We start from the raw sequence: 26130 nt of genomic DNA, 5'->3' as shown, positions 1-26130 counted from the left end.
AACGTATGAAAATTATTGAAACGCCCTTAAAAGATGCTGTGATTATTGAACCTAAAGTTTTTGGTGACGAACGTGGCTATTTCTTCGAAGTATATCAGAAAAAACGTTACCAGGAATTAGGATTTGGTCTGGACTTTGTTCAGGATAACCGTTCTAAATCGACGAAAAATGTCCTGCGCGGGCTTCATTTTCAGAAAACAAAGCCTCAGGGTAAGCTAGTCTCAGTAACCCAGGGTTCTGTTTTTGATGTGGCTGTTGATCTCCGCCCAGAGTCACCAACATTTGGTCAGCATCATTCAGTCATTCTATCCGAAGATAATTTTCTTCAGTTTTATATTCCTCCTGGTTTCGCTCATGGTTTCTGTGTATTAAGTGATACTGCTAGTTTCCAATACAAATGCACAGATTATTATGATCCAACCGATGAAGGTGGTCTTATCTGGAACGATCCAGAACTGGGTATTGAATGGCCAGTTTCGAATCCTGTGGTTTCTGCTAAAGATTGTATTTTACCTTCACTTGAAAGTATCAAAGAACAGATTCTTAAAGGCTGGACAAATGGCTAAGTATACAATTATTGGTGGTAACGGTTTTATTGGTTCACATATCGTTACCTTGCTTAAAGAGCAAGGGCATGATGTCGTTGTCCCTGATCGTAATAGCTGCAATTCCCTCAATGGTGAGTTGGGCAAAGTCATTTATTGTGCTGGCAATGGTGATTGTGCAAAAAGCTATTTTTCTGTGCTGGAAGCAAATACGGTCTTGTTGGCAAAGTTACTGCAGGATGCACAGTTTGAAAAGCTGGTATATATATCCTCAACTCGAGTTTATATGAACCATTATAGCGCGAATGAAACTGACGATCTGGTAGTAACAGCGGATGATAACAGGAAGCTTTTTAATCTGACCAAACTGGTAGCTGAGGAGCTGTGCCTTAAGAGCGAACGTGATGTTACTGTGGTTCGACCAAGCAATGTCTATGGTTTAGCGCTCAATAGTACATTATTCTTGCCGTCAATTATCCGTCATGCCATTAATAATGGTGAAATCAACATGTTTGTTGCACCTGAATATGCTAAGGACTATGTTTCGGTCAATGATGTCGCTAAAGCATGTGTGTGGTTGGCTGAAAACAAAAATGCCAATAAAAAAATATACAATGTCGCATCTGGATTTAACGTCACAGCTAAACAAATCGCTGATGTCATTGAAAAAGAGACAGCTTGTAAAGTTAACTGGCATGACGGTAATTTTCCTCGTGAAGAGTTTCCTGTTACCAGCATAAGTAAATTAACTAATGAAATTCCGGATTATAAACCACAACATGTGCTTGATGATTTGAAAATTATGATAGCTAGTTATAAAGAAGAACTGGCGAGATAAATATGAGTGGGTTTAAGCGGTTACTTAAAAACTCTTTATCTAATATAATAAATGGCTTCTCAAATGTAATTCTTGGAATAGTTATATCTCCAGTTTTACTACATAATCTTTCAAAGGTAGATTTTTCGATTTGGTCCCTTACTCTTCAGGTTGGGGTTTTGATTGGCATTTTTGGAATTGGTCTTCAGGTTACGGTAGGGCGTTTTGTCGCCCTTCATTTAAGTAATCCACAGAAACTTCAAATGGCAATGCATCAGTCATTGCTTTTTTCGTTACTGCTCAGTGTGGTATGTTTGAGCGGGATCTTCGTTTTAGCAAAGTTCTTTTTTTCATTTTTCCCTGAAGTTTCAGAAACTAGTGCTAATGCTAGACAAATTCTTATATTAATTGGCAGTTCGTTCGTCATTAATAATGTATTCTCACCCTTCGTCGGTTATTTCACTGGTATAGAACGCAATGATATTACCGCTGGCATAAATATATTTTTTAAAGTGATTTTGGGTACGTCGATTCTGTTGCTTGTTCACCATGGTCTCGATGTTATTGCATGGGTTTATTTTGCAATAAACAGTTTTAATCAAATTACTTTTTATATTTTATATAAATTTAAAAATACATCTCAAAGAACAAAGTTATCGCTGGATAAAAATTTATTTCGAACCATAGTTGTCTTTTTCAGCGGACTCTTAGTATGGAATATCGCCCAGTTCTTAATTTCCGGTATAGGCACCTTTACCGTCGGTAAATACTCATTTCAGGAACTCGCTGGGTTTGCCGTATTAATGACACTTGTTAATGCTGGGGTGGGAATTTTGGGAGCCATGATTAATCCTATAATTCAACCCATGATAAGGATGCATAATCACGGGAATAATCAGCATGTTGAACTTCTGGTCAACAAACTTATCTTCCTTTTCTCGATGATTGTCTTTATTGGCGTCTTTATTGCCTGGTTTGCCTCTGTACATATCCTTGGCGTCTGGCTGGGATATCAGCAAGCGACAAACTTGCACGTTATGTTTTCTTTGCTGCTTGCGGCTTATCTTATTCGAATGATTGCAGCGCCCTACGGGCTTATGTTAGTCGCCTACGGCAAACAATTGTCAATTGCCTGGCTACCGGTGCTCGAAGGAATATTGAACTTTGCGTTGTCGATTTACTTTGTTCGTATATTTGGCGCCATTGGAATTGCCTACTCGACGTTTATTTCAGGCGTATTAATCATGGCTGTTTACGCATGTAAGTATCAGGCTGAAGCTGAATATAAATCAAAATTAATATTTGTCTCGTTTCTGATAATACCTGTGATGATAGCCTTCTGCCTGGTCAGTCTGGTGATGACTAAGTCGGTAACTATCCATTATGTTGTTTATGGCATCCAGGTTGCTTTTATATCTGTATTTACTGTCTTCATAATAAAACAAATAAAAAGCATCAAGAATCTGTTAAATCAATACTAATATTTCTATGGTGAAAGTGTGAAAAAAGTTGGACTCGTTACTGTTTTGTTCAATTCTCCAGGTGTGCTGCCTGACTTTTATTCGAGTGTTGAAAAACAAAATTATCAGAACAAGCATCTTTATATTGTAGATAACAGTACAAATCAGGATTCTTTTAACTTAACGCGAGAAATTCTTTTAGAGAAAGATATAAATTACACCTATATTAATAATGAAGGAAATAATGTTGGGGTTGCGCAGGCCAATAACCAAGGTATTGAACAAGCTTTAAAAGATGGGTGTGAGTATATATTGCTCACAAATAACGACTTGCTTTTTGAACAGGAAGATACTCTCAGCAAAATGATGAGTGTTGCTGAGGAAGGACAATACAAACTTGTTTCACCAGTAATATTCAGTTATCCAGAAAAAAAAGTCTGGTACGCAGGTTCATTTTTTAATAAGAAAAAAGCTATCGCCCCTCATCTTTTTGAGGGAGCCGACTACGATGATGTTTGTGCTAATATTCCAAAAGAGTGCGATTACGCACCAACATGTTTTTTGCTTGTGCATGCTTCGGTGTTTGCCACTATAGGTATGATGGATGCTCGTTACTTTGCTTATTACGATGATACTGATTTTCTCTATCGTGCAAACATAGCGGGCACCCGGGTTAGAATTATTAATGAGCCTCTAGTGTTTCATAAGGTTAGTACTTCTACTGGGGGGGGGTTAAGTCTATTCGGCGCATATTATTTGACAAGGAACCGAATATTTTTTGCCAGAAAAAATATTGAGGCTCCTTATTATATTATTAGCGTTTTCTTTACCATTGTAACCCGGTTGGTTTATCCACTTTGTCGCAGAACGCCATATAATGTCTATAAGGCTTTTGTTAGAGGGATTATCGACGGACTAATGTTAAAAAAATAAATAACTAAGAGGTTAAGGTGAGCGAAATTTCCAGTAGCACACTTGTAAATAACTATAATTTATCGACAACTTTTATTGTCAAATCACTTGTTGGACTATTATTAATTAATTCACTTTTTAGTGGTGTCGACTTTTCTCAGATTGGTTTAATGAAAGGCCTTTCAAGTATTGCTGATTTTGGCCTAAAGATCATCCTTGTAATCGTATTGCTCGTACTTTTCAGGATTCGCAGTCTTAACCTTGCAAAGATACTCTTTTTTGCCTTTATCCTTCTCATTGGTGCTGCGCTAGGTGCATTCTATCATGGTGCTGAATATGATAAAACCTTCGCGCTTTTACTAAATATGCTCTTATGGTTTGTTATATTCAGTTATGCTAAAGAACTTGAACGTAACTTTGAGATATATAGTTTTAGTGTCAAGATATCGAGTTTATTTCTTGGTGTCGCGCTGATACTTTACATCATGGCAAAGTTTGGTTTTCATGTTAAAATATTAGGTGGGGCTTGGTTATATGATGAAAATTTTCGCTTTGCAGGTACTTTTGCAGAGCCGAGTTTAAATGGCTATTTTTATGGCTTAATGTTCTTGATGGTGATGTTGTCTAATCAAAAGTACAGACTAATTCTGGCGTGTATGTTTGCCATTACCACCTATATTTCAGGTGCTAAATTTTCATTCCTGATAATTCCAGTACTCCTTGGGCTAGTTTATTTCTTCAAGGTTAAGGGCTTTTATAATTATACATACCAGCTCATTCCGTTATCTTTTATTGTTCTTTTTGTCAGTCTTGCGTTCATCTATTATGACCTTTTTGCACTCATTGCAGCTCATTTGTCAAATTCTGCAACGATGACGTATGTCACTCGTCTGGGGTTCCCAATTGTCAGCATATGGCATCTTAGTGATTATCCACTTGGCAGTGGAGTATATGGTTTCAAGAGCACGCTATCACCTTTTATACATGACTATTGTCAGGCTCTTTCTGGTTTGGACGTAAACTGTAATGAAATGAGATCTTATTTATCTTCGTTGGATCCCAATGCCTATGAAAGTTTCGCCCCTAAAGATGTCTTAAGTTTTATTATTTTAACTTTCGGCCTACCGGGCTTACTCATATTTGTCCTAAGTATATGTTTATTGTCAGCCAGACTTAAAGCAAATAAGAATCACTTTATCATTCTAATGTATATTGTTGCTTCGATGCTCTTTACATTACCTTTTAGATTTATCCTTTTTTATTCCTTCTTTATGTTTCAGTGTTACATCTACAGAATGCCGAGTAATAAATGATCTATATTAATGCGAGATTTTTGACTCAACGTAAAACTGGTGTACAGCAATATGCATTGGTACTATGTCGGGAACTCGTTAAACACGTTCCTGATATCTGTTTTTTAACACCGAAAACTGACCTCATTGATGACAAATGGAGGAAGGAATTTAATATCCTTCAAATAGGAAATCGTAACGGCCACTTCTGGGAACAAATCGAGTTACCTCGTTATCTAAGAAGCGTCGGTAGTCCGTTACTGCTCTGCTTCACTGGGTTATCGCCTGCGTTTTACAAGAACTGTTACTTTACTATCCATGATATGTCATTATACGCATATCCAAAGTGGTTCCGTTTTTTATATCGTGCTGTATACAAAGTTAACTATGCCATTCAGTCGAGAATCGCGAGAGGTATTTTTACGGTTAGTGACTTTTCAAAATCAGAGATAGAGAAGTATCTGGCGGTAGATCCAGATAAGATCACTGTATTGCCAAATTCCGTGGATACATCTATTAACCTCAAGAATTATATTGAAAATGAAAAGGTTAAGCATAAAGAGATTTTATTGGTTGGTACCTTAGAACCGAGAAAAAATATCGAATTTGTTATTAATGCTTTTTTGAATTCAAAAATCGAAGATTATAAACTCATCGTGGTGGGAGGGTTAGGGGCTGCTTTCTCAAAAGTGACTTTTTCACAGCATGAGAACATTGTATTCTGTGGCTATCTATCAGATGACGATTTAGAGTTAAAATATAGAGACGCTTCAATTTTTGTCTATCCGTCACTATATGAAGGTTTCGGACTTCCTCCTCTGGAAGCAATGCAACGCGGTTGTCCTGTAATGGCTTCTGACCGCGCAAGTATCCCTGAAGTTTGTGGTGATGCGGCATATTATTTTAATCCAGAGGACTCAGCAGATTTTAGTGCTAAGTTACGTGAATTGATTGAAAATTATGATGAGCTCAGTCCTGTATTGATTCGTAATGGATATCGTAGGCTGGAACAATTTGACGTACGTGATGTTGCATCGAAACTTATGGATGTGATCTCTCAAAGGAATATTTGAATGAAGGTTTTACAGTTTAGTAAATTTTACCCTCCAGTACATGGTGGAATCGAACAGGTAGCATTCGATATAAGTGAAGGTATCGCAAAAAGTAATGACCAACCTGTTGATGTACTCTGTGTTGATCCGATTGGAGAAAGAAAAAATGACGATAAACTCCGTTATAAAGTTTACCGTCAGAAATTGTTTGCACAGCTTTTTTCGACACCGTTATCATTTTCCTTAATATCCCGCTGGAGAATGATAAGAAATAATTATGATGTTATCCATGTTCATCTTCCAAATCCACTGGCTGTGTTGGCACTCTTTTTATTCCCTCCCAAAGGGAAGATCGTTCTCCATTGGCACAGCGATATTGTTAAGCAAAAAAAACTATTGATGCTTTTTGCCCCGTTACAAAAATGGATTTTAGATAAGTGTACCAGTATTATTGTTACTAGCCCTGTTTATGGGCAGTCCTCTCCAACTTTGCAGCCTTATCAGGATAAAATTGTTTGTATTCCAATTGGGGTTGATACCCGTGTTATGCCACTGAATGAGGACCTTGAAAAAAGTATCAAGCAGCGTTATCAAAATAAAAAAATAATTTTTTCTTTGGGACGTCTTGTTTACTATAAAGGTATGGAATATCTGATTGATGCTGCGAAGGAACTTCCTGAAGATTACATTGTTCTTATTGGTGGTACTGGTCCATTAATTGATACATTAAAGCAAAAAATTGCTAATGATGGATTGTCAGACAAAGTAATTCTTCTTGGTAGTATCAATTATTCGGATTTGGCTTCTTATTACAAAGCATGTGATGTTTTTTGTCTGCCATCTATTCATGAATCTGAAGCTTTTGGTGTAGTTCAATTGGAAGCTATGAGTTTTTCCAGACCGCTTGTGTCGACTAATATTCCTCGAAGTGGTGTGGCTTGGGTTAATCAGCACAACGAGACTGGCATCGTTGTTGAGCCTAATGATGCCAAAGCGCTTGCAAAAGGAATAGTTACAGTTATTCAAAGCAGTGAGACGTATAGTACAGGCGCGAAGGCCAGATTTGATACTATGTTTACTAAAGAGTTGATGGTTAAGAATATAATGAATTTATATTCATCATTAAAGTGAGTGCAATCATGTCATTATTTCCTGTTGTTATGGCCGGAGGCTCCGGTAGTCGTTTATGGCCGCTTTCTCGTGTTCTCTATCCAAAGCAATTTCTCTGTCTGGAAGGTGAACTGACAATGTTACAAGCGACGATTAACCGATTACAGGGCATTGAATGCGAAAGCCCCGTCGTTATTTGTAACGAACAGCACCGCTTTATCGTTGCCGAGCAACTGCGCCAGATGAGTAAACTCACTGAGAATATCATTCTCGAACCGGTTGGTCGTAATACTGCTCCGGCGATTGCGTTGGCTGCACTTGCTGCTGTTCGTGCCCAGCACGAGGGCAATGCGCTTATGCTGGTTCTGGCCGCCGATCACGTAATACAGGATGAAGAAGCGTTTCGTAATTCAGTTCGGAAGGCGCTACCTTATGCTGAAAATGGACAGCTTGTGACGTTTGGCATAGTCCCACATAAACCAGAGACTGGCTATGGTTACATTCGTCGAGGTGTTCCATGCGATGATGTTGAGCATGCCGATGCATTCGAGGTCGCGCAATTCGTTGAGAAACCTAATCTTGAAACGGCAGAAGCCTATGTTGCCTGCGGTGAATACTACTGGAACAGTGGGATGTTCCTCTTCCGCGCAGATCGCTATCTCGAGGAACTGAAAAAATATCGTCCGGATATTCTTGAGGCGTGCGAAAAGGCAATGAGCGCTGTTGATCCTGACCTGAACTTTATTCGCGTTGACGAGGAAGCTTTCAGGGCTTGTCCTGATGAGTCGATTGATTATGCTGTGATGGAACAGACTTCAGATGCTGTTGTTGTGCCAATGGATGCAGGCTGGAGTGATGTCGGCTCCTGGTCTTCGCTTTGGGACATTAGTCATAAGACGGCAGAGGGTAACGTCGTTACAGGTGATGTATTGTCCTGCAATACCGAAAATAGCTTCCTGTATTCTGAATCCGGGCTATTGACTACTGTTGGAGTGAAAGATTTGGTCGTTGTTCAGACCAAGGATGCTGTATTGATTGCCGATCGTAACGCCGTACAGGATGTGAAGAAAATTGTCGAATCGATCAAAGCAGACGGCCGTCACGAACATCATACTCACCGTGAAGTTTATCGTCCTTGGGGTAAATATGACTCGATTGATACGGGAAGCCGCTATCAGGTTAAGCGATTGACCGTAAAGCCGGGCGAAGGTATCTCTCTTCAGATGCATCACCATCGTGCGGAGCATTGGATTGTCGTCGCGGGAACTGCACAAGTGACTATTAACGAGCAAACAAAACTTCTCGGTGAAAATGAGTCTATTTATATTCCTGTTGGGGCGACACACTGTCTGGAAAACCCTGGAAAGATCCCTTTAGAATTGATTGAGGTTCGCTCAGGTTCTTATCTTGGGGAGGATGATATTGTACGTTTTGCTGACAGGTATGGTCGTGTTTGAGATTACGGTAAAATTATCATGGAAAAATTAACCTGTTTTAAAGCCTACGATATTCGCGGCAGGCTGGGCGAAGAGCTGAATGAAGACATCGCGTGGCGCATTGGCCGCGCGTACGGCGAATATTTAAAACCGCAGACCATCGTGCTGGGCGGCGACGTGCGTCTGACCAGCGAGTCGCTGAAGCTGGCTCTGGCGAAAGGGCTGCAGGACGCGGGCGTGGACGTGCTGGATATCGGCCTTTCCGGGACCGAAGAGATTTATTTTGCCACCTTCCACCTGGGCGTGGACGGCGGTATCGAAGTGACGGCCAGCCACAACCCGATGGACTACAACGGCATGAAGCTGGTGCGCAAGGGCGCCCGTCCTATCAGCGGCGATACCGGCCTGCGCGACGTGCAGCGCCTGGCAGAAGCCAACGATTTCCCGCCGGTGAACGACGCGAAGCGCGGCAGCTACAAAAAAATCAACCTGCAGACAGACTACATCGACCACCTGCTGGGCTACATCAACGTGGCGAACCTCAAGCCGCTGAAGCTGGTGATTAACTCCGGTAACGGCGCGGCCGGCCCGGTGGTGGATGCCCTCGAAGCGCGCTTTAAGGCGCTGAACGTGCCGGTCACTTTCATTAAAGTGCACAACACCCCGGACGGCAACTTCCCGAACGGTATCCCTAACCCGCTGCTGCCGGAGTGCCGCGACGACACCCGCAACGCGGTGATTGAGCACGGCGCGGACATGGGTATCGCCTTTGACGGCGATTTCGACCGCTGCTTCCTGTTCGACGAGAAAGGGCAGTTCATCGAGGGCTACTACATTGTCGGCCTGCTGGCGGAAGCGTTCCTCGAGAAAAACCCGGGCGCGAAAATCATTCATGACCCGCGGCTTTCCTGGAACACCGTCGACGTGGTGTCAGCGGCAGGCGGCACGCCGGTGATGTCCAAAACCGGCCACGCCTTCATCAAAGAGCGCATGCGCGAAGAAGACGCCATCTACGGCGGCGAGATGAGCGCCCACCACTACTTCCGTGATTTTGCCTACTGCGACAGCGGGATGATCCCGTGGCTGCTGGTGACCGAGCTGCTGTGCCTGAAGGGGCAGACGCTGGGCGAGCTGGTGCGCGACCGTATGGCGGCGTTCCCGGCGAGCGGGGAGATCAACAGCAAGCTGGCGGAGCCAGCCGAGGCCATTGCCCGCGTGGAACAGCACTTTGCGATTCACGCGCTGGAAATTGACCGTACGGACGGCATCAGCATGGCGTTCCCGCAGTGGCGCTTCAACCTGCGCTCGTCCAACACCGAGCCGGTGGTGCGCCTGAACGTGGAATCCCGTGCTGATACGGCGCTGATGGAAGAGAAGACACAAGAAATTCTGGCTTTGCTCAGGAAGTGAGGGTCGGCCGCCAGCGTATTTCTGGCGGCTTGACTGTACCTGGATTGTGCAATCAGTGTGACATAGATCAGCAAAAGCTATTCATGTCACCTAATACTGAGTTAACATCTCAACCACATTTCAAGCCGCGCATAAGCCGTGGTGACCACACCTGACAGGAGTATGTAATGTCCAAGCAACAGATCGGCGTTGTCGGTATGGCAGTGATGGGGCGCAACCTGGCGCTCAACATCGAAAGCCGTGGTTATACCGTCTCCGTTTTCAACCGCTCCCGTGATAAGACCGAAGAAGTTATTGCCGAGAACCCAGGCAAGAAACTGGTTCCTTTCTATACGGTGAAAGAGTTCGTTGAGTCTCTGGAAACGCCTCGTCGTATCCTGTTAATGGTGAAAGCGGGCGCAGGTACCGATGCAGCTATCGACTCCCTGAAGCCTTACCTCGAAAAAGGTGACATCATCATTGATGGCGGTAACACCTTCTTCCAGGACACCATTCGTCGTAACCGTGAGCTGTCTGCAGAAGGCTTCAACTTCATCGGTACCGGTGTTTCCGGTGGTGAAGAGGGCGCTCTGAAAGGCCCATCTATCATGCCTGGCGGCCAGAAAGATGCGTACGAACTGGTTGCGCCTATCCTGACCAAAATCGCAGCCGTGGCTGAAGATGGTGAGCCTTGCGTAACCTATATCGGTGCGGACGGTGCAGGTCACTATGTGAAAATGGTGCACAACGGTATCGAATACGGCGACATGCAGCTGATTGCTGAAGCTTATTCCCTGCTGAAAGGTGGGCTGAACCTCTCTAATGAAGAGCTGGCTGAAACCTTTACCGAGTGGAACAAAGGCGAGCTGAACAGCTACCTGATCGACATCACCAAAGATATCTTCACGAAAAAAGATGAAGAGGGTAAATACCTGGTTGATGTGATTCTGGATGAAGCAGCGAACAAAGGTACCGGTAAATGGACCAGCCAGAGCTCTCTGGATCTGGGCGAACCGCTGTCTCTGATCACCGAATCCGTGTTTGCGCGTTACATCTCTTCCCTGAAAGAGCAGCGCGTCGCGGCATCTAAAGTGCTGTCTGGCCCACAGGCCAAACCAGCTGGTGATAAAACCGAATTCGTTGAAAAAGTGCGTCGTGCACTGTACCTAGGTAAAATCGTTTCTTACGCGCAGGGCTTCTCTCAGCTGCGTGCGGCGTCAGACGAGAACAACTGGGACCTGAACTACGGTGAAATCGCGAAGATCTTCCGTGCGGGTTGCATCATTCGTGCGCAGTTCCTGCAGAAAATCACCGATGCCTATGCTGAAAATGCCGGTATCGCTAACCTGCTGCTGGCACCGTACTTCAAGAAAATTGCGGATGAATATCAGCAGGCGCTGCGTGACGTGGTTGCCTACGCTGTCCAGAACGGTATCCCGGTTCCGACCTTCTCGGCTGCAGTCGCCTACTACGACAGCTACCGTGCGGCTGTTCTGCCTGCTAACCTGATTCAGGCACAGCGTGACTACTTTGGTGCGCATACTTACAAACGTACCGATAAAGAAGGCGTGTTCCATACCGAATGGATGGAATAAGTTAGCTTACTCGCTGTAATCAAAACCCGGAGCCTGTCTCCGGGTTTTTTTATGCAAAAAATGTCGCCCGTTATTCGAAGTAGTCTGAATCTCGGCCCGCTCGTAGTGATTACTCCTGGTTTGCCTTGACAGTTCAGTTTGCCAGGAGGTACAAAGCCCAACAGTTATGTTTATCGCGATGGTCTGGCGGCCATCAGTACAGTTAACTCACAGAAGTCATTAGCGAATGAAAATAACAATCTCCGGAACAGGGTATGTCGGTCTTTCTAACGGCATTCTGATTGCTCAGAATCATGAAGTGGTTGCGCTGGATATCGTGCAGGCCAAAGTGGATATGCTCAATCAGAAAAAATCGCCGATTGTGGATAAAGAAATCCAGGACTATCTCAGCAATAAAACGCTGAATTTCCGCGCCACGACAGATAAAGAAGATGCATACCGCAATGCGGATTACGTCATCATTGCGACGCCTACTGACTACGATCCTAAAACCAACTACTTCAACACCTCAACTGTAGAAGCGGTGATCAAAGACGTTATCGCGATCAACCCTGATGCGGTGATGGTCATTAAGTCAACGATTCCCGTCGGTTTTACCAAATCCATTAAAGAAAAGTTTGGTATTGATAATATCTTCTTCTCGCCGGAATTCCTGCGTGAGGGCAGAGCGCTTTACGATAACCTCCATCCTTCGCGAATCGTCATTGGCGAACGTTCTGAGCGCGCTGAACGTTTTGCTGCGCTGCTTCAGGAAGGCGCAGTGAAGAAAGATATTCAGGTGCTGTTTACCGACTCCACTGAAGCTGAGGCGATTAAGCTCTTCGCGAATACCTACCTGGCAATGCGAGTGGCTTATTTCAATGAGCTGGACAGCTACGCAGAAAGTCTTGGACTGAATACCCGCCAGATTATTGAAGGAGTGTGTCTCGATCCGCGCATTGGCAACCACTACAACAACCCTTCATTTGGCTACGGTGGCTATTGCCTGCCAAAAGACACGAAGCAACTGCTGGCAAACTATCAGGCTGTGCCGAATAACCTCATTTCTGCGATTGTTGATGCTAACCGTACACGTAAAGACTTCATCTCCGATTCCATCCTTGCGCGTCAACCGAAAGTGGTCGGCGTGTACCGTCTGATTATGAAGAGTGGCTCCGATAACTTCCGCGCCTCATCCATTCAGGGGATCATGAAGCGCATTAAGGCGAAAGGGGTTGAGGTTGTCATCTATGAGCCAGCTATGCCGGACGATCAGTTCTTCAATTCCCGGGTGATCCGCGATCTGGATGCCTTTAAGAAAGAAGCTGATGTCATCATTTCAAACCGCATGGCGGAAGAGCTGGCTGACGTGGCGGATAAGGTTTATACCCGCGATCTGTTTGGTAGCGACTGATTCTCTGCTTTATCCTGTAAAAAACCCGGCTTAATTGCCGGGTTTTTTATTTTCAGACCTTGTAGAAATCGCGGTACCAGTCAACGAAGTTCTTCACCCCGTCTTTAACCGAGGTTTGCGGTTTAAATCCGATTACTTCATAAAGCGCCTGGGTATCGGCACTCGTCTCCAGAACATCGCCTGGCTGAAGAGGCAGCATGTTTTTCTCTGCTTTTTTACCCAGCGCGTCTTCCAGCGCGGTGATGTAATCCATCAGTTCTACTGGCGAACTGTTACCGATGTTGTAAACACGGTAAGGCGCTGAGCTGGCAGCCGGGGAGCCGGTCTCAACGGTCCAGTTTGTGTCAGATTGGGGAATAACATCCTGCAGACGAATAATGGCTTCAGCGATATCATCAATGTACGTAAAGTCGCGCTTCATCTTACCGTAGTTATAGACATCAATGCTTTTGCCCTCAATCATCGCCTTAGTAAACTTAAACAGGGCCATGTCCGGGCGTCCCCACGGACCGTATACGGTAAAGAAGCGCAGGCCGGTGGTCGGCAAGTTGTACAGATGCGAATAGGTGTGCGACATCAGCTCATTGGCTTTTTTGGTCGCGGCGTAGAGTGAGACCGGGTGATCCACGGAATCATCGGTGGAGAAGGGCATCTTGCGGTTGAGGCCATAAACGGAGCTGGATGAGGCATACAGCAGGTGCTGAACGTTATTATGGCGGCAGCCTTCCAGCACGTTGAGATGGCCGATAAGGTTGGCATCCGCATACGCGTGAGGGTTTTCCAGGGAGTAGCGTACGCCGGCCTGCGCGGCCAGATGAATCACACGATCAAACTTCTCACCAGCGAAAAGTGCGGCCATACCTTCGCGGTCGGCTAATTCTAGCTTGTGGAAGGTGAAACTCTCAGATTTTAACAGTTCCAGGCGTGCCAGCTTCAGATTGACATCGTAGTATTCATTGAGGTTATCGATACCAACAACCTGATGACCGGCCTCAAGAAGGCGTTTACTGACGTTCGCACCGATAAAACCTGCGGCACCCGTGACTAAAAATTTCATAGCTTCCCTCATAAAACCTATTCTGACAGATGCCATAGCGCATCACATAGCGTCTATGATAGCGCGAAGGATGTAAGTTACATAACCCATCTTTCCGATATTACTCATCGGATTCTTATAGAAAAATCGCCAGTAATAGATAAACTATACAAACAAAATTATGTTTGCCCTTTTTCATCTGTTAGGGATTGTATGACGCAAAACAACAATAGCCAGGTCAGCCGAAGCAATGACCCTGAGCAAATTGATTTACTTGATTTAGTGCTGCAGCTGTGGCGTGGGAAGTGGGTGATAGCAGCCTTTGTTGTTGTTTCTATCGCCCTGGCAATTGGATATTTATCGGTCGCAAAGGAAAAATGGACCTCAAGTGCGATTATTGCGCAACCTGATGCGGCTCAGATTGCCAGCTATTCCAATGCATTGAATATCCTTTATGGTAGCGCAGCACCTTCTATGCTTGACAACCAAACGCGCGCTATTGGTCGTTTTAGCTCCTCATTCTCGGCATTATCGCAGGCACTTGAAAATCAGGCTGAGCCTGAAAAACTGACCATTGAGCCCTCGGTTAATGAGCAGCCGCTCCCGTTGATTGTATCCTATACCAGTACATCTGCAGAAGCCGCGCAAAAGCAGTTGGCGCAGTTCATCCAGCAGGTTGATGAGCAAACGGCGAAAGAACTTGCTGCTGACCTTAATGACAACATTAAAGAGCAGATAAAGACCCTGAATGATTCTCTGCAAAACCAGGAGAAGGTCGCTCAGGAGCAAAAAGATCTGCGTATCAAACAGATTGCTGAGGCACTGAAGAACGCTGAAGCAGCAAAAATTACCTCGCCGCAGGTCCAGCAGACCCAGGAGGTGACTCAGGAAACGATGTTTCTGCTGGGCAGCGAGGGGCTGAAATCGATGATTGACAATGAAGCTTCTCGTCCGTTGGTCTTCCCAACAGCCTATTACCAGACCAAGCGAAACCTGCTGGACATCCAGAATCTCAATGTGAACCCGGATACAATCCACGTTTACCGTTATGTCATGAAGCCGGAACTCCCTGTTCGTCGTGACAGCCCGAAAAAAGCGATTACTCTTATTCTTGCCGTACTGCTGGGCGTGATGCTTGGTTCCAGTGTGGTTCTGGTGCGCAACGCATTACGCAACTACAAACCAAAAGCCTGATTTTAGATTTAAAAATACCGGGGATAATCCCCGGTTTTTTTATTTGTGACGTTTGCGAAGATTTTCAATCACCGCCGTCAAATCCAGCTCCTGATCCTGCAGCAGCACCAGCAGGTGATACATTAAATCGGACGCTTCATTCGTCAGCTCCTCCCGGTCATGCACCGTCGCTGCCAGCGCTGTCTCAACGCCTTCTTCACCTACCTTCTGTGCGATACGCTTGGTTCCGCTGGCGTACAGCTTCGCGGTGTAGGAACTCTCAGGATCCGCCGTTTTACGCTCTGCCAGCAGCTGTTCCAGTTGATACAGGAACAACCACTGGTGGCTCGTCTCGCCGAAGCAGCTGCTGGTCCCTTTGTGGCACGTCGGCCCAATCGGGTTTGCCAGCACCAGCAGGGTGTCGTTATCGCAGTCGGGCGCCATGCTGACCACATTGAGGAAATGGCCCGAGGTTTCCCCTTTGGTCCACAGGCGCTGTTTCGTGCGGGAGAAAAATGTGACTTTGCCGCTGTCGATCGTTTTCGCCAGCGCGTCCTGGTTCATATACCCCAGCATCAGCACTTCACCTGAGACGGCATGCTGGACAACCACCGGCAGTAATCCGTCCGTTTTTTCCCAGTCCAGCTGCGCCTGTTGTTGCTCTGTTAACATACCCTGATCTCCACGCCCTGGTCGGCCAGGTACGTTTTTAACTCACCAATATTAATAATCTGTTTGTGGAACACGGACGCGGCCAGCGCGCCGTCCACGTTGGCATCGCGGAAGGCTTCGAGGAAGTGTTCCATGGTGCCCGCGCCGCCGGAGGCAATCAGCGGAACGTGGCAGACCGCACGGACTTTTTTCAGCTGCTCCAGGTCATACCCGTTACGCACGCCGTCCTGGTTCATCATGTTGAGGACAATCTCGCCCGCGCCACGTTTCTGCACTTCCTGCACCCAGTCGAGCGTTTCCCACTGCGTCACGCGCGTGCGGCTTTCATCTCCTGTGTACTGGTTGACGTGGTACTTGCCCGTTGCGGCGTCATACCAGGTGTCGATCCCAACCACAATACACTGTACGCCAAAACGATCGGCAAGGCGGGTGATCAGCTCCGGGTCGGCCAGGGCAGGGGAGTTGATAGAAATCTTGTCGGCACCAAAAGAGAGAATTTTGGCGGCGTCGTCAGCGGACTTAATCCCGCCCGCCACGCAGAACGGAATGTCGATCACTTCCGCCACGCGCGCTACCCAGCTTTTGTCGACCACGCGGCCATCGCTGGAAGCGGTGATATCATAAAAGACCAGCTCGTCTGCGCCTTCATCAGCATAGCGTTTTGCCAGCGGGACGATGTCGCCAATGATCTCGTGGTTGCGGAACTGCACGCCTTTCACGACCTGACCATTGCGTACGTCAAGACAAGGAATTATCCGTTTTGCCAGCATTGAATCGCCTCCGTCACAGTAAATTTACCTTCCAGCAGGGCCCGGCCCACAATCACACCCTGTACACCGGTACCGCGCAGCGCGGCCACGTCGGCAATATCACCGATACCACCAGAAGACTGGAACGCTACCTGCGGATAACGCGCACAGACCTCTTCATACAGAGAAACGTTGGAGCCCGCCAGCGTTCCGTCCCGGGAGATGTCCGTGCATAACACGTGCTTCAGGCCGACGGGCAGATAGATATCGACCAGCTCTTCCAGCGTCACGCCGGAATTTTCCTGCCAGCCGCTGACGGCAACCTGCTTGTTACCCTGTTCGTCAATACGCACGTCCAGCGCCAGTACAAGGGCGTCAGCGCCAAAGCGGCGGAACCAGCCCTTCACCGTCTCAGGAGCTTTCACCGCGGTTGAACCTACCACCACGCGGGCCACGCCAGCGTCCAGCAGCGCCGCAACGTCATCTTCCGTGCGTACGCCGCCGCCGACCTGTACGGGCACATCAACACCGGCGACCAGATTTTTGAGCAGGGGGATCTGGCGCTTTGCCGGGTCTTTCGCGCCGGTCAAATCCACCAGATGCAGCACCTGGGCACCCTGGGCGGCATAATCCTGCAGACGCGGCAGCGGATCGTTTCCGTAGTCTCGCTGCTGGCCGTAATCGCCCTGGTGGAGACGGACAACCGTGCCGTCAATTAAATCTAAAGCGGGAATAATCATCACATCTCCAGGAAGTTTTTCAGCAGTTGCGCGCCTGCGGCGCCAGAGCGCTCCGGGTGAAACTGCACGCCGAAGAAATTATCTTTCTGTACAGCTGCCGTAAACGCCTCGCCGTAGGTGCACTGGGCGATCGTGTTCACGTTCACCGGCATGGCGTAGCTGTGCACGAAGTAAAAATACGCGCCGTCTTCGATGCCGCGAAACAGCCGGTCGCCCGCTTTGGCGTAAACGCGGTTCCAGCCCATATGCGGCAGAGGCAGGCCGTGGTCGGTCATTTTCGGCACGTCTTGGTCAATAATGCCCAGCAGATCAACGCCGTTGCTCTCTTCGCTGCGGCGGCCCAGGATCTGCATGCCCAGGCAAATGCCCAGCACCGGCTGGGTACAGGCTTTGATCAGATCGACCAGCTCGCGTTCGCGAATCTGATCCATCGCGGCCTGCGCGGTTCCCACGCCCGGTAAAAAGAGTTTGTCGGCGCGCAGCACCACGTCCGGGTCACGGCTCACCGCCGGCTCATAGCCGTGGCGCGCAATCGCCGATTTCACGGAGTTCAGGTTGGCGCATCCGGTATCCAGAATCACCACGTTCATTACAGCACTCCTTTCGACGAGGGCAGGGCGTCGCCTTCCACGCGAATCGCCTGGCGAAGGGTACGGCCAAAGGCTTTGAAGAGACTCTCCACGCGGTGGTGGTCGTTCTTGCCCTTGGTCTTCAGGTGCAGCGTCAGGCCCATGGTGTAGGACAATGAGCGGAAGAAGTGCTCCACCATTTCAGTGCTCAGATCGCCCACGCGCTGATAGGTGAAATCGGCTTTATATTCCAGGTGCGGACGACCGGAGATGTCCATCGCGCAGCGCGCCAGACACTCGTCCATCGGCAGGACAAAGCCGAAACGGTTAATGCCGCGCTTATCGCCAAGCGCCAGCTTCAGGGCTTCGCCCAGCGCCAGGCCGGTATCTTCCACGGTGTGGTGATCGTCAATATAGAGGTCGCCTTTTACTGCGATCTCCATGCGGAAGCCGCCGTGGGTGGCAATCTGGTCCAGCATGTGGTCGAAGAAGCCGACGCCGGTGTGGATCTTGCTGCCGCCTTCACGGTCCAGCCAGACCTTCACGTCAATCTGCGTCTCTTTGGTGTTGCGCTCAACGTGGGAATAGCGGTCGCGCTTTGTCAGCTGCTCGCCAATCTTCGCCCAGTTAAGGTTGTTGCGGTCGTAGCGCAGCCCCGCGATGCCCATGTTTTCCGCCAGCGTGATATCGGTGATGCGATCGCCGATGACATAGCTGTTGGTTTTATCCAGCAGATCTTCAGCCAGGTAGCGCTCTACCAGCTTCACCTTTGGCTTACGGCAGTCACACTCGTCGGCCGGCATGTGCGGGCAAATCAGCACGTCATCAAACACCACGCCCTGAGAGGTCAGCACCTGCATCATCAGATTATGCGGGCCGTCAAAGTCTGCCTGCGGGAAGCTGTCGGTACCCAGACCGTCCTGGTTGGTGATCATTACCAGCTTAAAGCCTGCTTTTTGCAGATTAAGCAGCACCGGGATCACGTCCGGTTCAAAAGCCAGCTTGTCGAATCGATCGACCTGAAAATCGGCAGGTGGCTCCGAAATAAGGGTGCCGTCACGATCGATGAAAAGGATCTTCTGGGTCATACTTTCTCCGCTTTCAGGGCGTCAATCACGCGCTGGCTCTCTGCACGGGTGCCTACGGTAATGCGCAGGCATCCGCTCAGAGAAGGTTGTTTATTCTGGTCTCGTAAGATAATGCCCTGATCCCACAAAGATTTAAATACGGCGCTGGAGGCGGTGAAGCGCACCAGGATGTAGTTGGTTTCCGAGTCGAACACCTGCTCCACGCAGGGAATATCCTTCAGGGTACTCACCAGATACTGACGTTCCTCCAGGATTTGCGCCACGCGCTCGCGCATCGCGTTGATTCCCTGAGGCGTCAGCGCCTGTGCCGCAATATCGGCAACCGGCGTCGAGAGCGGGTACGGGGCGATCACTTTCAGCAGCAGGTCGATGACCTCCTTATTCGCCAGCGTGAATCCGCAGCGCAGACCCGCGAGGGCAAAGGCTTTCGACAGCGTACGCAGCACCACCAGGTGCGGATACTCTTCCAGCCAGCCTGCCAGCGTCGCCTGCGGGCAGAACTCGATGTAGGCTTCGTCGGCCACCACCAGGGCTTTACCGCGCGTCATCTCCAGCAGGGTGCGGATATCCTGCGGGTTGATAATCTGTCCGGTCGGGTTGTTCGGGCTACAGACAAAGACGACTTTTACGCCATCGAGATTGTCGGCAATGCCCTGCAAATCCAGCTGCCAGTTCTCGAGCGCCTGCACGTTGCGGCACGCCACGCCGAACGTTTCCGCGCTGACGCTGTACATGCCGTAGGTCGGCTGGCAGTACATCACCGCGTCTTTGCCCGGCTCGCAGAAGGCGCGGATCAGCAGTTCGATACCCTCGTCCGCGCCGCGGCTGACCAGCACCTGCTCCGGCTTCACGCCCGCGTACTGGGCGTAGTTTTCAATCACCGCTTTCGGCTGACACTCCGGATAGCGGTTCAGCGTTTGCTGCGACAGCTCAAACTGCACCGCCGTCGGGAATTCGTTGGCGTTCAGCCAGACATCCCCTTTGCCGCCGAGACGACGCGCGGACTGATAAGGCGTCAGGCGACGGACATTTTCGCGGGCTAATTCTTCAATGTTCATGCTTGCTCCTTCAGGGCTGCAACGCGCAGCGTAACGGCATTTTTGTGGGCGATCAGCCGCTCGGCGGCTGCGAGGGTTTCAATAGTAGAAGCCAGTGACGCAAACCCTTCGCGGGAGAGTTCCTGCACGGTCATGCGTTTCTGGAAATCCGCCAGGCCCAGGCTGGAGCAGGTAGAGGTGTAGCCATACGTGGGCAGCACGTGGTTGGTGCCGGAGGCGTAATCCCCCGCGGACTCCGGTGACCAGTCGCCGAGGAACACCGAGCCCGCGCTGGTAATGTTGTCGACCAGATCGCGCGCGCTGCGGGTCTGAATAATCAGGTGCTCCGGACCGTACTGGTTGGAGATGGCAATGCACTGCGCCAGATCGCGCGCTACAATCAGGCGGCTGGCCGCTAGCGCCTGGCGTGCCGTGTCGGCGCGGGGCAGGTCGGCAAGCTGACGCTCAACGGCTTCGCCCACGCGTTTCGCCATATCGGCATCCGGCGTCAGCAGGATGACCTGCGAGTCCGGGCCGTGTTCCGCCTGAGAAAGCAGGTCGGAGGCAACGAAGTCCGGCGTTGCGCCGCTGTCGGCAATCACCAGCACTTCAGACGGACCGGCAGGCATATCGATGGCCGCGCCGTCCAGACGCTGGCTGACCTGACGCTTGGCTTCGGTCACGTACGCATTGCCCGGGCCAAAGATTTTGTCGACCTTCGGAATGGATTCCGTACCGAACGCCAGGGCTGAAATCGCCTGCGCACCGCCCACTTTATATACCGCCTGCACGCCGCACAGCTTCGCCGCATAGAGGATCTCGTCGGCAATCGGTGGCGGTGAGCAAAGCACCACTTTCTGACACCCGGCAATGCGCGCGGGAGTCGCCAGCATCAGTACGGTGGAGAAAAGCGGAGCAGAGCCGCCAGGAATATAGAGGCCGACGGATGCAACCGGGCGCGTGACCTGCTGGCAACGCACGCCGGGCAGGGTTTCGACATCCACGGTCTGCAGCTTTTGCGCGGTGTGGAAGGTATCAATGTTTTTCACCGCGACGGCCATCGCCTGTTTGATGTTGTCACCCAGACGATTGCTGGCATCAATGATTTCCTGCTCGGTTACCCGTAATGCGCCGACTTCCGTCTTATCAAATTTTGCGCTGTATTCACGCAGCGCGTCATCGCCACGGGCTTTGACGTTGTCCAGGATCTCCGCCACGGTGCGTGAGATGCTTTCGGAGGCGGAAATCGCCGGGCGCATCAGCAGCTCGCGCTGCTGTGCGTCGCTACAGTTATTCCAGTCGATGATTGTGTTAAAGCTCATGGCGATTACTCCATCATCTTCTCAATAGGCAGCACCAGGATGGAGCTTGCGCCCAGCGCCTTCAGTTTTTCCATGGTTTCCCAGAACAGGGTTTCGCTGCTCACCATGTGCATCGCCACGCGCTGCTGATCGCCCGCCAGCGGCAGGATGGTTGGACGCTCAGCGCCCGGCAGCAGGGCAATCACTTCATCCAGACGCTCGGTTGGGGCGTGCATCATGATGTATTTGGACTCACGCGCCTGAATCACGCCCTGAATACGGGTCAGCAGCTTGTCGATCAGCTGCTGCTTGGCGTCGGCCATGTCGCCGTCGCGCTGAATCAGGCACGCTTTAGAGCGGTAGATGACTTCCACTTCGCGCAGACCGTTTGCTTCCAGCGTCGCGCCGGTAGAGACGAGATCGCAGATGGCGTCCGCCAGACCCGCACGCGGTGCGACTTCAACAGAGCCGTTCAGCAGGCAGGATTTAAACTGCACGCCTTTCTGGTCGAGATAACGCTTTAACAGGTGAGGGTAAGAGGTGGCGATACGTTTGCCGTTCAGCGCGGCCGGGCCGTCCCACGCTTCATCAACCGGCGTAGCCAGCGACAGGCGGCAGCCGCCGAAGTCCAGACGACGCAGGGTGAAGTAACGCGGATCTTCGCCCTGCGCGCGGCGGGTCAGCAGCTCTTCTTCCAGCACGTTTTCACCGATGATGCCGAGGTCAACGACGCCGTCCATGACCAGGCCGGGAATATCGTCATCACGCACGCGCAGAATGTCGATGGGCATGTTTTCAGCCAGAGCAATCAGGCGCTGGGTGTGCAGGTTAATTTTAATCCCGCAGCGGGCCAGCAGTTCGCGTGAGTCGTCGCTCAAACGGCCTGATTTTTGAATAGCTATGCGTAAGCGTGAGTTATCTAACATTCTTTATTCCTCGTTAACCTGTTTTAACCTGTCTGAATTCGGTCCAAAAAAAAGCCCCCGGAAGAAGATCTTCCGGGGGCTTTCTCATGCGTTCATGCACCACTGGAAGATCCAAACGTCTTCCAGCACACATCGCCTGAAAGACTAGTCAGGATGATGGTGATGATGGTGGTGTTTAAATTGAACGCGTGTCATATAAATTCTCGATGAATGCTTATTCATTTGATGTCTTTTAACCTAAACCAGTTGTACGACATATTGCAAGGGCTTTTTTTGATCATTAATTCATTTCATATTGATGCTATGAATTGTGTGTTCTGCCAGGCTGGCGTAGCCTTATAAAAGACGAGTAAGAGTCAGGAGAATTCGCATGAAAAAGGTCGCGATTGTCGGTTTAGGATGGCTGGGAATGCCGCTGGCGATGTCATTAGCCGCGAAAGGCTGGCAGGTGACCGGGAGCAAAACCACGGCGGATGGGGTAGAGGCAGCGCGCATGTGCGGTATTGATGGCGTTGAACTGCGTCTTGAACCGGAGCTGGTGTGTGATGCTGACGATCTGGACACGCTGATGAACGTCGATGCGCTGGTGATCACGCTACCCGCGCGGCGCAGCGGGCCGGGCGAGTCGTTTTATCTGCAGGCGATGCAGGAGATCGTCGACAGCGCGCTGGCGCACCATGTTCCGCGCATCATTTTTACCAGCTCGACGTCGGTCTATGGCGAGGTTGAGGGCGTGGTGAAAGAGAGTTCCGAGCGCCGTCCCGTGACGACGAGCGGTCAGGTTCTGAAAGAGCTGGAAGACTGGCTGCATCATCTTCCCGGCACGCAGGTCGATATTGTACGTCTGGCGGGGCTGGTGGGCCCTGGCCGCCATCCGGGACGCTTTTTTGCCGGAAAATCTGCGCCAGACGGCCAGCATGTCGTCAATCTTGTACATCTTGACGATGTTGTTGGCGCAATTGAGCTACTCCTACAGGCTCCGAAAGGTGGACACATCTATAATATATGTGCACCGTCTCATCCGGCGCGCAGCACGTTTTACCCGCTGATGGCACGTCAGCTGGGCCTGGCGGCGCCGGTTTTCGGTGAGGCAAAGGATGACAGTAAAGGCAAAATTGTTGATGGCAATCGCATTTGTCATGAGCTGGGGTTTGAGTATCAGTATCCCGATCCGCTGGTGATGCCCATGGAATAAGTCCCGCAGCGGAGACGATCGCACACCAGAAGGGGGCGAACATGAAACCGCTGCTGGATGTTCTTATTATTCTGGATGCACTGGAAAAAGAGGGGAGCTTTGCCGCTGCGTCGGCAAAGCTCTACAAAACCCCATCTGCGTTGAGCTATACCGTTCAAAAACTGGAAAGCGATCTCAATATCCAGATCCTCGATCGCTCCGGGCACCGCGCCCGTTTTACCCGTACCGGTCAGATGCTGCTGGAAAAAGGCCGCGAAGTCCTTCATACCGTCCGTGAACTCGAAAAACAGGCCGTTAAACTCCATCAGGGGTGGGAAAACGAGCTGGTCATTGGCGTGGATGATACCTTTCCGTTTTCTCTCCTGACGCCGCTGATTGAAGCCTTTTATCAACACCACAGCGTCACCCGGCTTATCTTTATCAACGGCGTGCTGGGGGGCTCCTGGGATGCCTTAACGCAGGGCAGGGCGGATATTTTTGTCGGTGCACTCCATGAGCCTCCTCAACTGAGTGATTTTGGTTTTGCCCGGCTGGGCGTGCTCGAGCAGGTGTTTGCCGTAGCGCCCCATCATCCCCTGGCTCAGGAACCCGAGCCTATTAACCGTCGCGTGATTAAAGGCTATCGCGCCATCGTGGTCGGGGACAGCTCTCGTCCGGAATGTTCAGTCTCCTCGCAGCTGCTTGATGAGCAGGAGGCCATTACCGTTTTCGACTATAAAACCAAGCTGGAACTGCAAATAAGCGGCCTGGGCTGCGGCTATTTACCCCGCTATCTGGCGCAGCGGTTTATTGACAGCGGTGCGCTTGTTGAAAAACAGGTGCTTGCTCAAAGCAGTAATGACTCGGTGTGGGTAGGCTGGAATGAACAAACAGCCGGGCTGGCCAGCGCCTGGTGGCGGGACGAGATTTTAGCAAATAGTGCTATCGCCGCCGTTTACTCTCAGCCCGGCGTCCAGAAATCAGCCAGTTAGCAAAAAGAAAATTGTCCCGTGCTTTGCAAAGTATTGCCTTTTGTATCCGATGTGGGGCAAAATGCCGCCGCTGCAACCAAATGAATAATCGACGATATAAAAGGCGTCGGTTATTTTTTTTTGCATGTACGAAACGAAACTAAAAACCAAGAGGCCGGGCTTCGTACCGGATAGATATTTACTAAAATCCGACAGTTGTTGTCGCTGAGGAAGAAAGAAATGGGGCAATTTTTCGCTTACGTGGCGGTTATCACCGTAAAGGAGAATAACTATGTCGCATAACGCAACTCCAAACACCTCTCGCGTGGAATTACGTAAAACGCTTACGTTGATTCCGGTTGTTATGATGGGCCTCGCCTATATGCAACCGATGACGCTGTTCGATACATTCGGTATCGTATCGGGCCTCACAGACGGTCACGTGGCAACGGCTTACGCCTTTGCGCTGGTCGCTATTCTCTTTACTGCGCTGAGCTACGGTAAACTGGTTCGCCGTTTCCCGTCTGCAGGCTCTGCCTACACCTATGCCCAAAAATCCATCAGCCCGGCGGTTGGCTTTATGGTGGGCTGGTCATCTCTGCTGGACTATCTGTTCATGCCGATGATCAACATTCTGCTGGCAAAAATTTACTTCGAAGCGCTGGTGCCTTCTGTTCCATCGTGGATCTTCGTTGTCGCGCTGGTGGCCTTTATGACCATCTCTAACCTGCGCAGCATCAAGACCGTGGCGAACTTCAACACCCTGATTGTTATTCTGCAGATGGGCATTGTGGCGGTTATCGTTGGCCTGATCATCTACGGTGTTTCTCACGGTGAAGGTGCAGGTACGCTGACCAGCACGCGTCCATTCTGGTCTGAAGGTGCGCACGTTGTGCCGATGATTACCGGTGCGACGATTCTGTGCTTCTCGTTCCTGGGCTTTGACGGTATCTCTTCTCTGTCCGAAGAGACCAAAGATGCTGAGCGCGTGATCCCGAAAGCGATTTTCCTGACAGCGCTGATTGGCGGCCTAATCTTTATCGGAGCTTCCTACTTCCTGCAGCTGTACTTCCCGGATATTTCTCGCTTTAAAGATCCGGATGCGTCACAGCCTGAAATCATGCTGTATGTTGCGGGTAAAACCTTCCAGTGGGGCGTGCTGATCTTCTCCAGCGTGACCGTACTGGCGTCCGGCATGGCGGCACACGCAGGCGTTTCTCGTCTGATGTACGTGATGGGCCGTGACGGCGTATTCCCGACCCGTTTCTTCGGCTACGTTCATCCGAAATGGCGTACTCCGGCGTGGAATGTGCTGCTGGTTGGCGCTATTGCCCTGCTGGCGATTAAATTCGACCTGGTGACGGCGACCGCGCTGATTAACTTCGGTGCGCTGGTGGCGTTTACCTTCGTTAACCTCTCCGTGATTTCCCAGTTCTGGATCCGTGAGAAGCGCAACAAAACGCTGAAAGACCACTTCAACTATCTGGTGCTGCCAGTGTGTGGTGCCCTGACCGTGGGCGCGCTGTGGATTAACCTGGAAGAGAGCTCTATGGTTCTGGGTCTGATCTGGGGTGCTATCGGTTTGGTTTACCTGGCCTGCGTCACGAAGAGCTTCCGTAACCCGGTTCCTCAGTACGAAGACGTCGCGTAATACCGTGTCGGGTGGCGCTAGCGCTTACCCGGCCTACAAAAA

The 26130-nt window shown here is 49.7% G+C and carries 26 protein-coding genes and 1 other annotated feature; of the genes, 16 read left to right on the top strand and 10 right to left on the bottom strand.

The features are described 5' to 3' along the window. Nucleotides 1-5 precede the first annotated feature (5 nt). From rfbC to ugd, 11 genes are all read left to right on the top strand, one after another. Nucleotides 6-566 carry a dTDP-4-dehydrorhamnose 3,5-epimerase gene (gene rfbC / locus KIF87_RS04065; protein ID WP_213327970.1) on the top strand — a complete coding sequence of 187 codons (561 nt, stop codon included), beginning with the start codon at nt 6-8 and terminating at the stop codon, nt 564-566. Then, a complete protein-coding gene (locus KIF87_RS04060) occupies nt 559-1383 on the top strand; it encodes an NAD-dependent epimerase/dehydratase family protein (RefSeq protein ID WP_213327969.1) in 825 nt (274 codons plus the stop codon). Before rfbC ends, KIF87_RS04060 begins: the two co-directional genes overlap by 8 nt. A gap of 2 nt (nt 1384-1385) precedes the next feature. Next, the gene (locus KIF87_RS04055) at nt 1386-2843 is read left to right on the top strand and encodes a lipopolysaccharide biosynthesis protein (RefSeq protein ID WP_213327968.1); all 1458 of its coding nucleotides are present in this window, start codon (nt 1386-1388) and stop codon (nt 2841-2843) included. An 18-nt stretch (nt 2844-2861) separates the two neighbouring features. Then, a complete protein-coding gene (locus KIF87_RS04050; RefSeq protein ID WP_213327967.1) occupies nt 2862-3755 on the top strand; it encodes a glycosyltransferase family 2 protein in 894 nt (297 codons plus the stop codon). A gap of 17 nt (nt 3756-3772) precedes the next feature. Further along, entirely contained in the window at nt 3773-5047 is a 1275-nt protein-coding gene (locus tag KIF87_RS04045; protein WP_213327966.1) for an oligosaccharide repeat unit polymerase, read from the top strand. Further along, entirely contained in the window at nt 5044-6099 is a 1056-nt protein-coding gene (locus KIF87_RS04040) for a glycosyltransferase family 4 protein (protein WP_213327965.1), read from the top strand. The genes KIF87_RS04045 and KIF87_RS04040 overlap by 4 nt, the downstream gene beginning before the upstream one ends. After that, complete coding sequence (locus KIF87_RS04035) at nt 6100-7209, top strand: glycosyltransferase (RefSeq protein WP_213327964.1); 1110 nt, start codon at nt 6100-6102, stop codon at nt 7207-7209. An 8-nt stretch (nt 7210-7217) separates the two neighbouring features. Further along, nucleotides 7218-8645, top strand: coding sequence for a mannose-1-phosphate guanyltransferase (cpsB, locus tag KIF87_RS04030; RefSeq protein ID WP_213327963.1), 1428 nt, complete (start codon nt 7218-7220; stop codon nt 8643-8645). Nucleotides 8646-8663: 18 nt separating this feature from the next. After that, complete coding sequence (gene cpsG / locus KIF87_RS04025) at nt 8664-10034, top strand: colanic acid biosynthesis phosphomannomutase CpsG (protein ID WP_213327962.1); 1371 nt, start codon at nt 8664-8666, stop codon at nt 10032-10034. A gap of 167 nt (nt 10035-10201) precedes the next feature. Beyond that, nucleotides 10202-11608, top strand: a complete 1407-nt coding sequence (gene gnd, locus KIF87_RS04020; RefSeq protein ID WP_213327961.1) for an NADP-dependent phosphogluconate dehydrogenase — start codon at nt 10202-10204, stop codon at nt 11606-11608. A gap of 226 nt (nt 11609-11834) precedes the next feature. Continuing rightward, a complete protein-coding gene (gene ugd, locus KIF87_RS04015) occupies nt 11835-13001 on the top strand; it encodes a UDP-glucose 6-dehydrogenase (protein WP_213327960.1) in 1167 nt (388 codons plus the stop codon). Nucleotides 13002-13053: 52 nt separating this feature from the next. On the opposite strand, the gene KIF87_RS04010 is transcribed toward ugd, so the two are convergent. After that, a complete protein-coding gene (locus tag KIF87_RS04010) occupies nt 13054-14058 on the bottom strand; it encodes an NAD-dependent epimerase (protein ID WP_213327959.1) in 1005 nt (334 codons plus the stop codon). Nucleotides 14059-14250: 192 nt separating this feature from the next. Between KIF87_RS04010 and wzzB the strand changes: the two genes are divergently transcribed. After that, a complete protein-coding gene (wzzB, locus tag KIF87_RS04005; RefSeq protein ID WP_213327958.1) occupies nt 14251-15231 on the top strand; it encodes an LPS O-antigen chain length determinant protein WzzB in 981 nt (326 codons plus the stop codon). A gap of 39 nt (nt 15232-15270) precedes the next feature. On the opposite strand, the gene hisIE is transcribed toward wzzB, so the two are convergent. The 9 genes from hisIE to hisL form a co-directional block, all read right to left on the bottom strand. Continuing rightward, complete coding sequence (gene hisIE, locus KIF87_RS04000) at nt 15271-15882, bottom strand: bifunctional phosphoribosyl-AMP cyclohydrolase/phosphoribosyl-ATP diphosphatase HisIE (RefSeq protein WP_047344777.1); 612 nt, start codon at nt 15880-15882, stop codon at nt 15271-15273. Next, nucleotides 15876-16652, bottom strand: coding sequence for an imidazole glycerol phosphate synthase subunit HisF (gene hisF, locus KIF87_RS03995; RefSeq protein WP_023325610.1), 777 nt, complete (start codon nt 16650-16652; stop codon nt 15876-15878). The genes hisIE and hisF overlap by 7 nt, the downstream gene beginning before the upstream one ends. Continuing rightward, on the bottom strand, nt 16634-17371 hold the full coding sequence (gene hisA, locus KIF87_RS03990) for a 1-(5-phosphoribosyl)-5-[(5-phosphoribosylamino)methylideneamino]imidazole-4-carboxamide isomerase (RefSeq protein ID WP_213327957.1): 738 nt from the start codon (nt 17369-17371) through the stop codon (nt 16634-16636). Before hisA ends, hisF begins: the two co-directional genes overlap by 19 nt. After that, on the bottom strand, nt 17371-17961 hold the full coding sequence (gene hisH / locus KIF87_RS03985) for an imidazole glycerol phosphate synthase subunit HisH (protein ID WP_213327956.1): 591 nt from the start codon (nt 17959-17961) through the stop codon (nt 17371-17373). Before hisH ends, hisA begins: the two co-directional genes overlap by 1 nt. After that, entirely contained in the window at nt 17961-19028 is a 1068-nt protein-coding gene (gene hisB, locus KIF87_RS03980) for a bifunctional histidinol-phosphatase/imidazoleglycerol-phosphate dehydratase HisB (protein WP_213327955.1), read from the bottom strand. Before hisB ends, hisH begins: the two co-directional genes overlap by 1 nt. Then, nucleotides 19025-20086, bottom strand: a complete 1062-nt coding sequence (gene hisC, locus KIF87_RS03975) for a histidinol-phosphate transaminase (protein WP_213327954.1) — start codon at nt 20084-20086, stop codon at nt 19025-19027. The genes hisB and hisC overlap by 4 nt, the downstream gene beginning before the upstream one ends. Continuing rightward, complete coding sequence (gene hisD / locus KIF87_RS03970) at nt 20083-21387, bottom strand: histidinol dehydrogenase (RefSeq protein WP_213327953.1); 1305 nt, start codon at nt 21385-21387, stop codon at nt 20083-20085. Before hisD ends, hisC begins: the two co-directional genes overlap by 4 nt. A gap of 5 nt (nt 21388-21392) precedes the next feature. Further along, nucleotides 21393-22292, bottom strand: coding sequence for an ATP phosphoribosyltransferase (hisG, locus tag KIF87_RS03965; RefSeq protein WP_028018500.1), 900 nt, complete (start codon nt 22290-22292; stop codon nt 21393-21395). A 45-nt stretch (nt 22293-22337) separates the two neighbouring features. Next, nucleotides 22338-22461, bottom strand: a sequence feature (His leader region). Further along, on the bottom strand, nt 22437-22487 hold the full coding sequence (hisL, locus tag KIF87_RS03960) for a his operon leader peptide (protein ID WP_001364200.1): 51 nt from the start codon (nt 22485-22487) through the stop codon (nt 22437-22439). Its footprint overlaps the feature before it by 25 nt. Before the next feature lie 175 nt (nt 22488-22662). On the opposite strand from hisL, the gene KIF87_RS03955 reads away from it, so the two are divergent. The 4 genes from KIF87_RS03955 (at nt 22663) to KIF87_RS03940 (ending at nt 26088) form a co-directional block, all read left to right on the top strand. After that, entirely contained in the window at nt 22663-23487 is an 825-nt protein-coding gene (locus KIF87_RS03955) for an SDR family oxidoreductase (protein WP_213327952.1), read from the top strand. Between the two features lie 41 nt (nt 23488-23528). Then, the gene (locus KIF87_RS03950) at nt 23529-24458 is read left to right on the top strand and encodes a LysR substrate-binding domain-containing protein (protein ID WP_213327951.1); all 930 of its coding nucleotides are present in this window, start codon (nt 23529-23531) and stop codon (nt 24456-24458) included. A 219-nt stretch (nt 24459-24677) separates the two neighbouring features. Beyond that, nucleotides 24678-24740 (top strand): membrane protein YoeI, encoded by a 63-nt coding sequence (gene yoeI, locus KIF87_RS03945; RefSeq protein WP_099458931.1) that lies wholly within the window; start codon nt 24678-24680, stop codon nt 24738-24740. Then, nucleotides 24730-26088 carry an APC family permease gene (locus tag KIF87_RS03940; protein ID WP_023336236.1) on the top strand — a complete coding sequence of 453 codons (1359 nt, stop codon included), beginning with the start codon at nt 24730-24732 and terminating at the stop codon, nt 26086-26088. Before yoeI ends, KIF87_RS03940 begins: the two co-directional genes overlap by 11 nt. The last annotated feature ends 42 nt before the right edge of the window (nt 26089-26130 follow it).

The sequence above is a fragment of the Enterobacter sp. 120016 genome (assembly GCF_018383635.1).
Classification (GTDB): Bacteria; Pseudomonadota; Gammaproteobacteria; order Enterobacterales; family Enterobacteriaceae; genus Enterobacter; species Enterobacter asburiae_D.
This window is presented reverse-complemented; position numbering and strand designations above follow the sequence as displayed.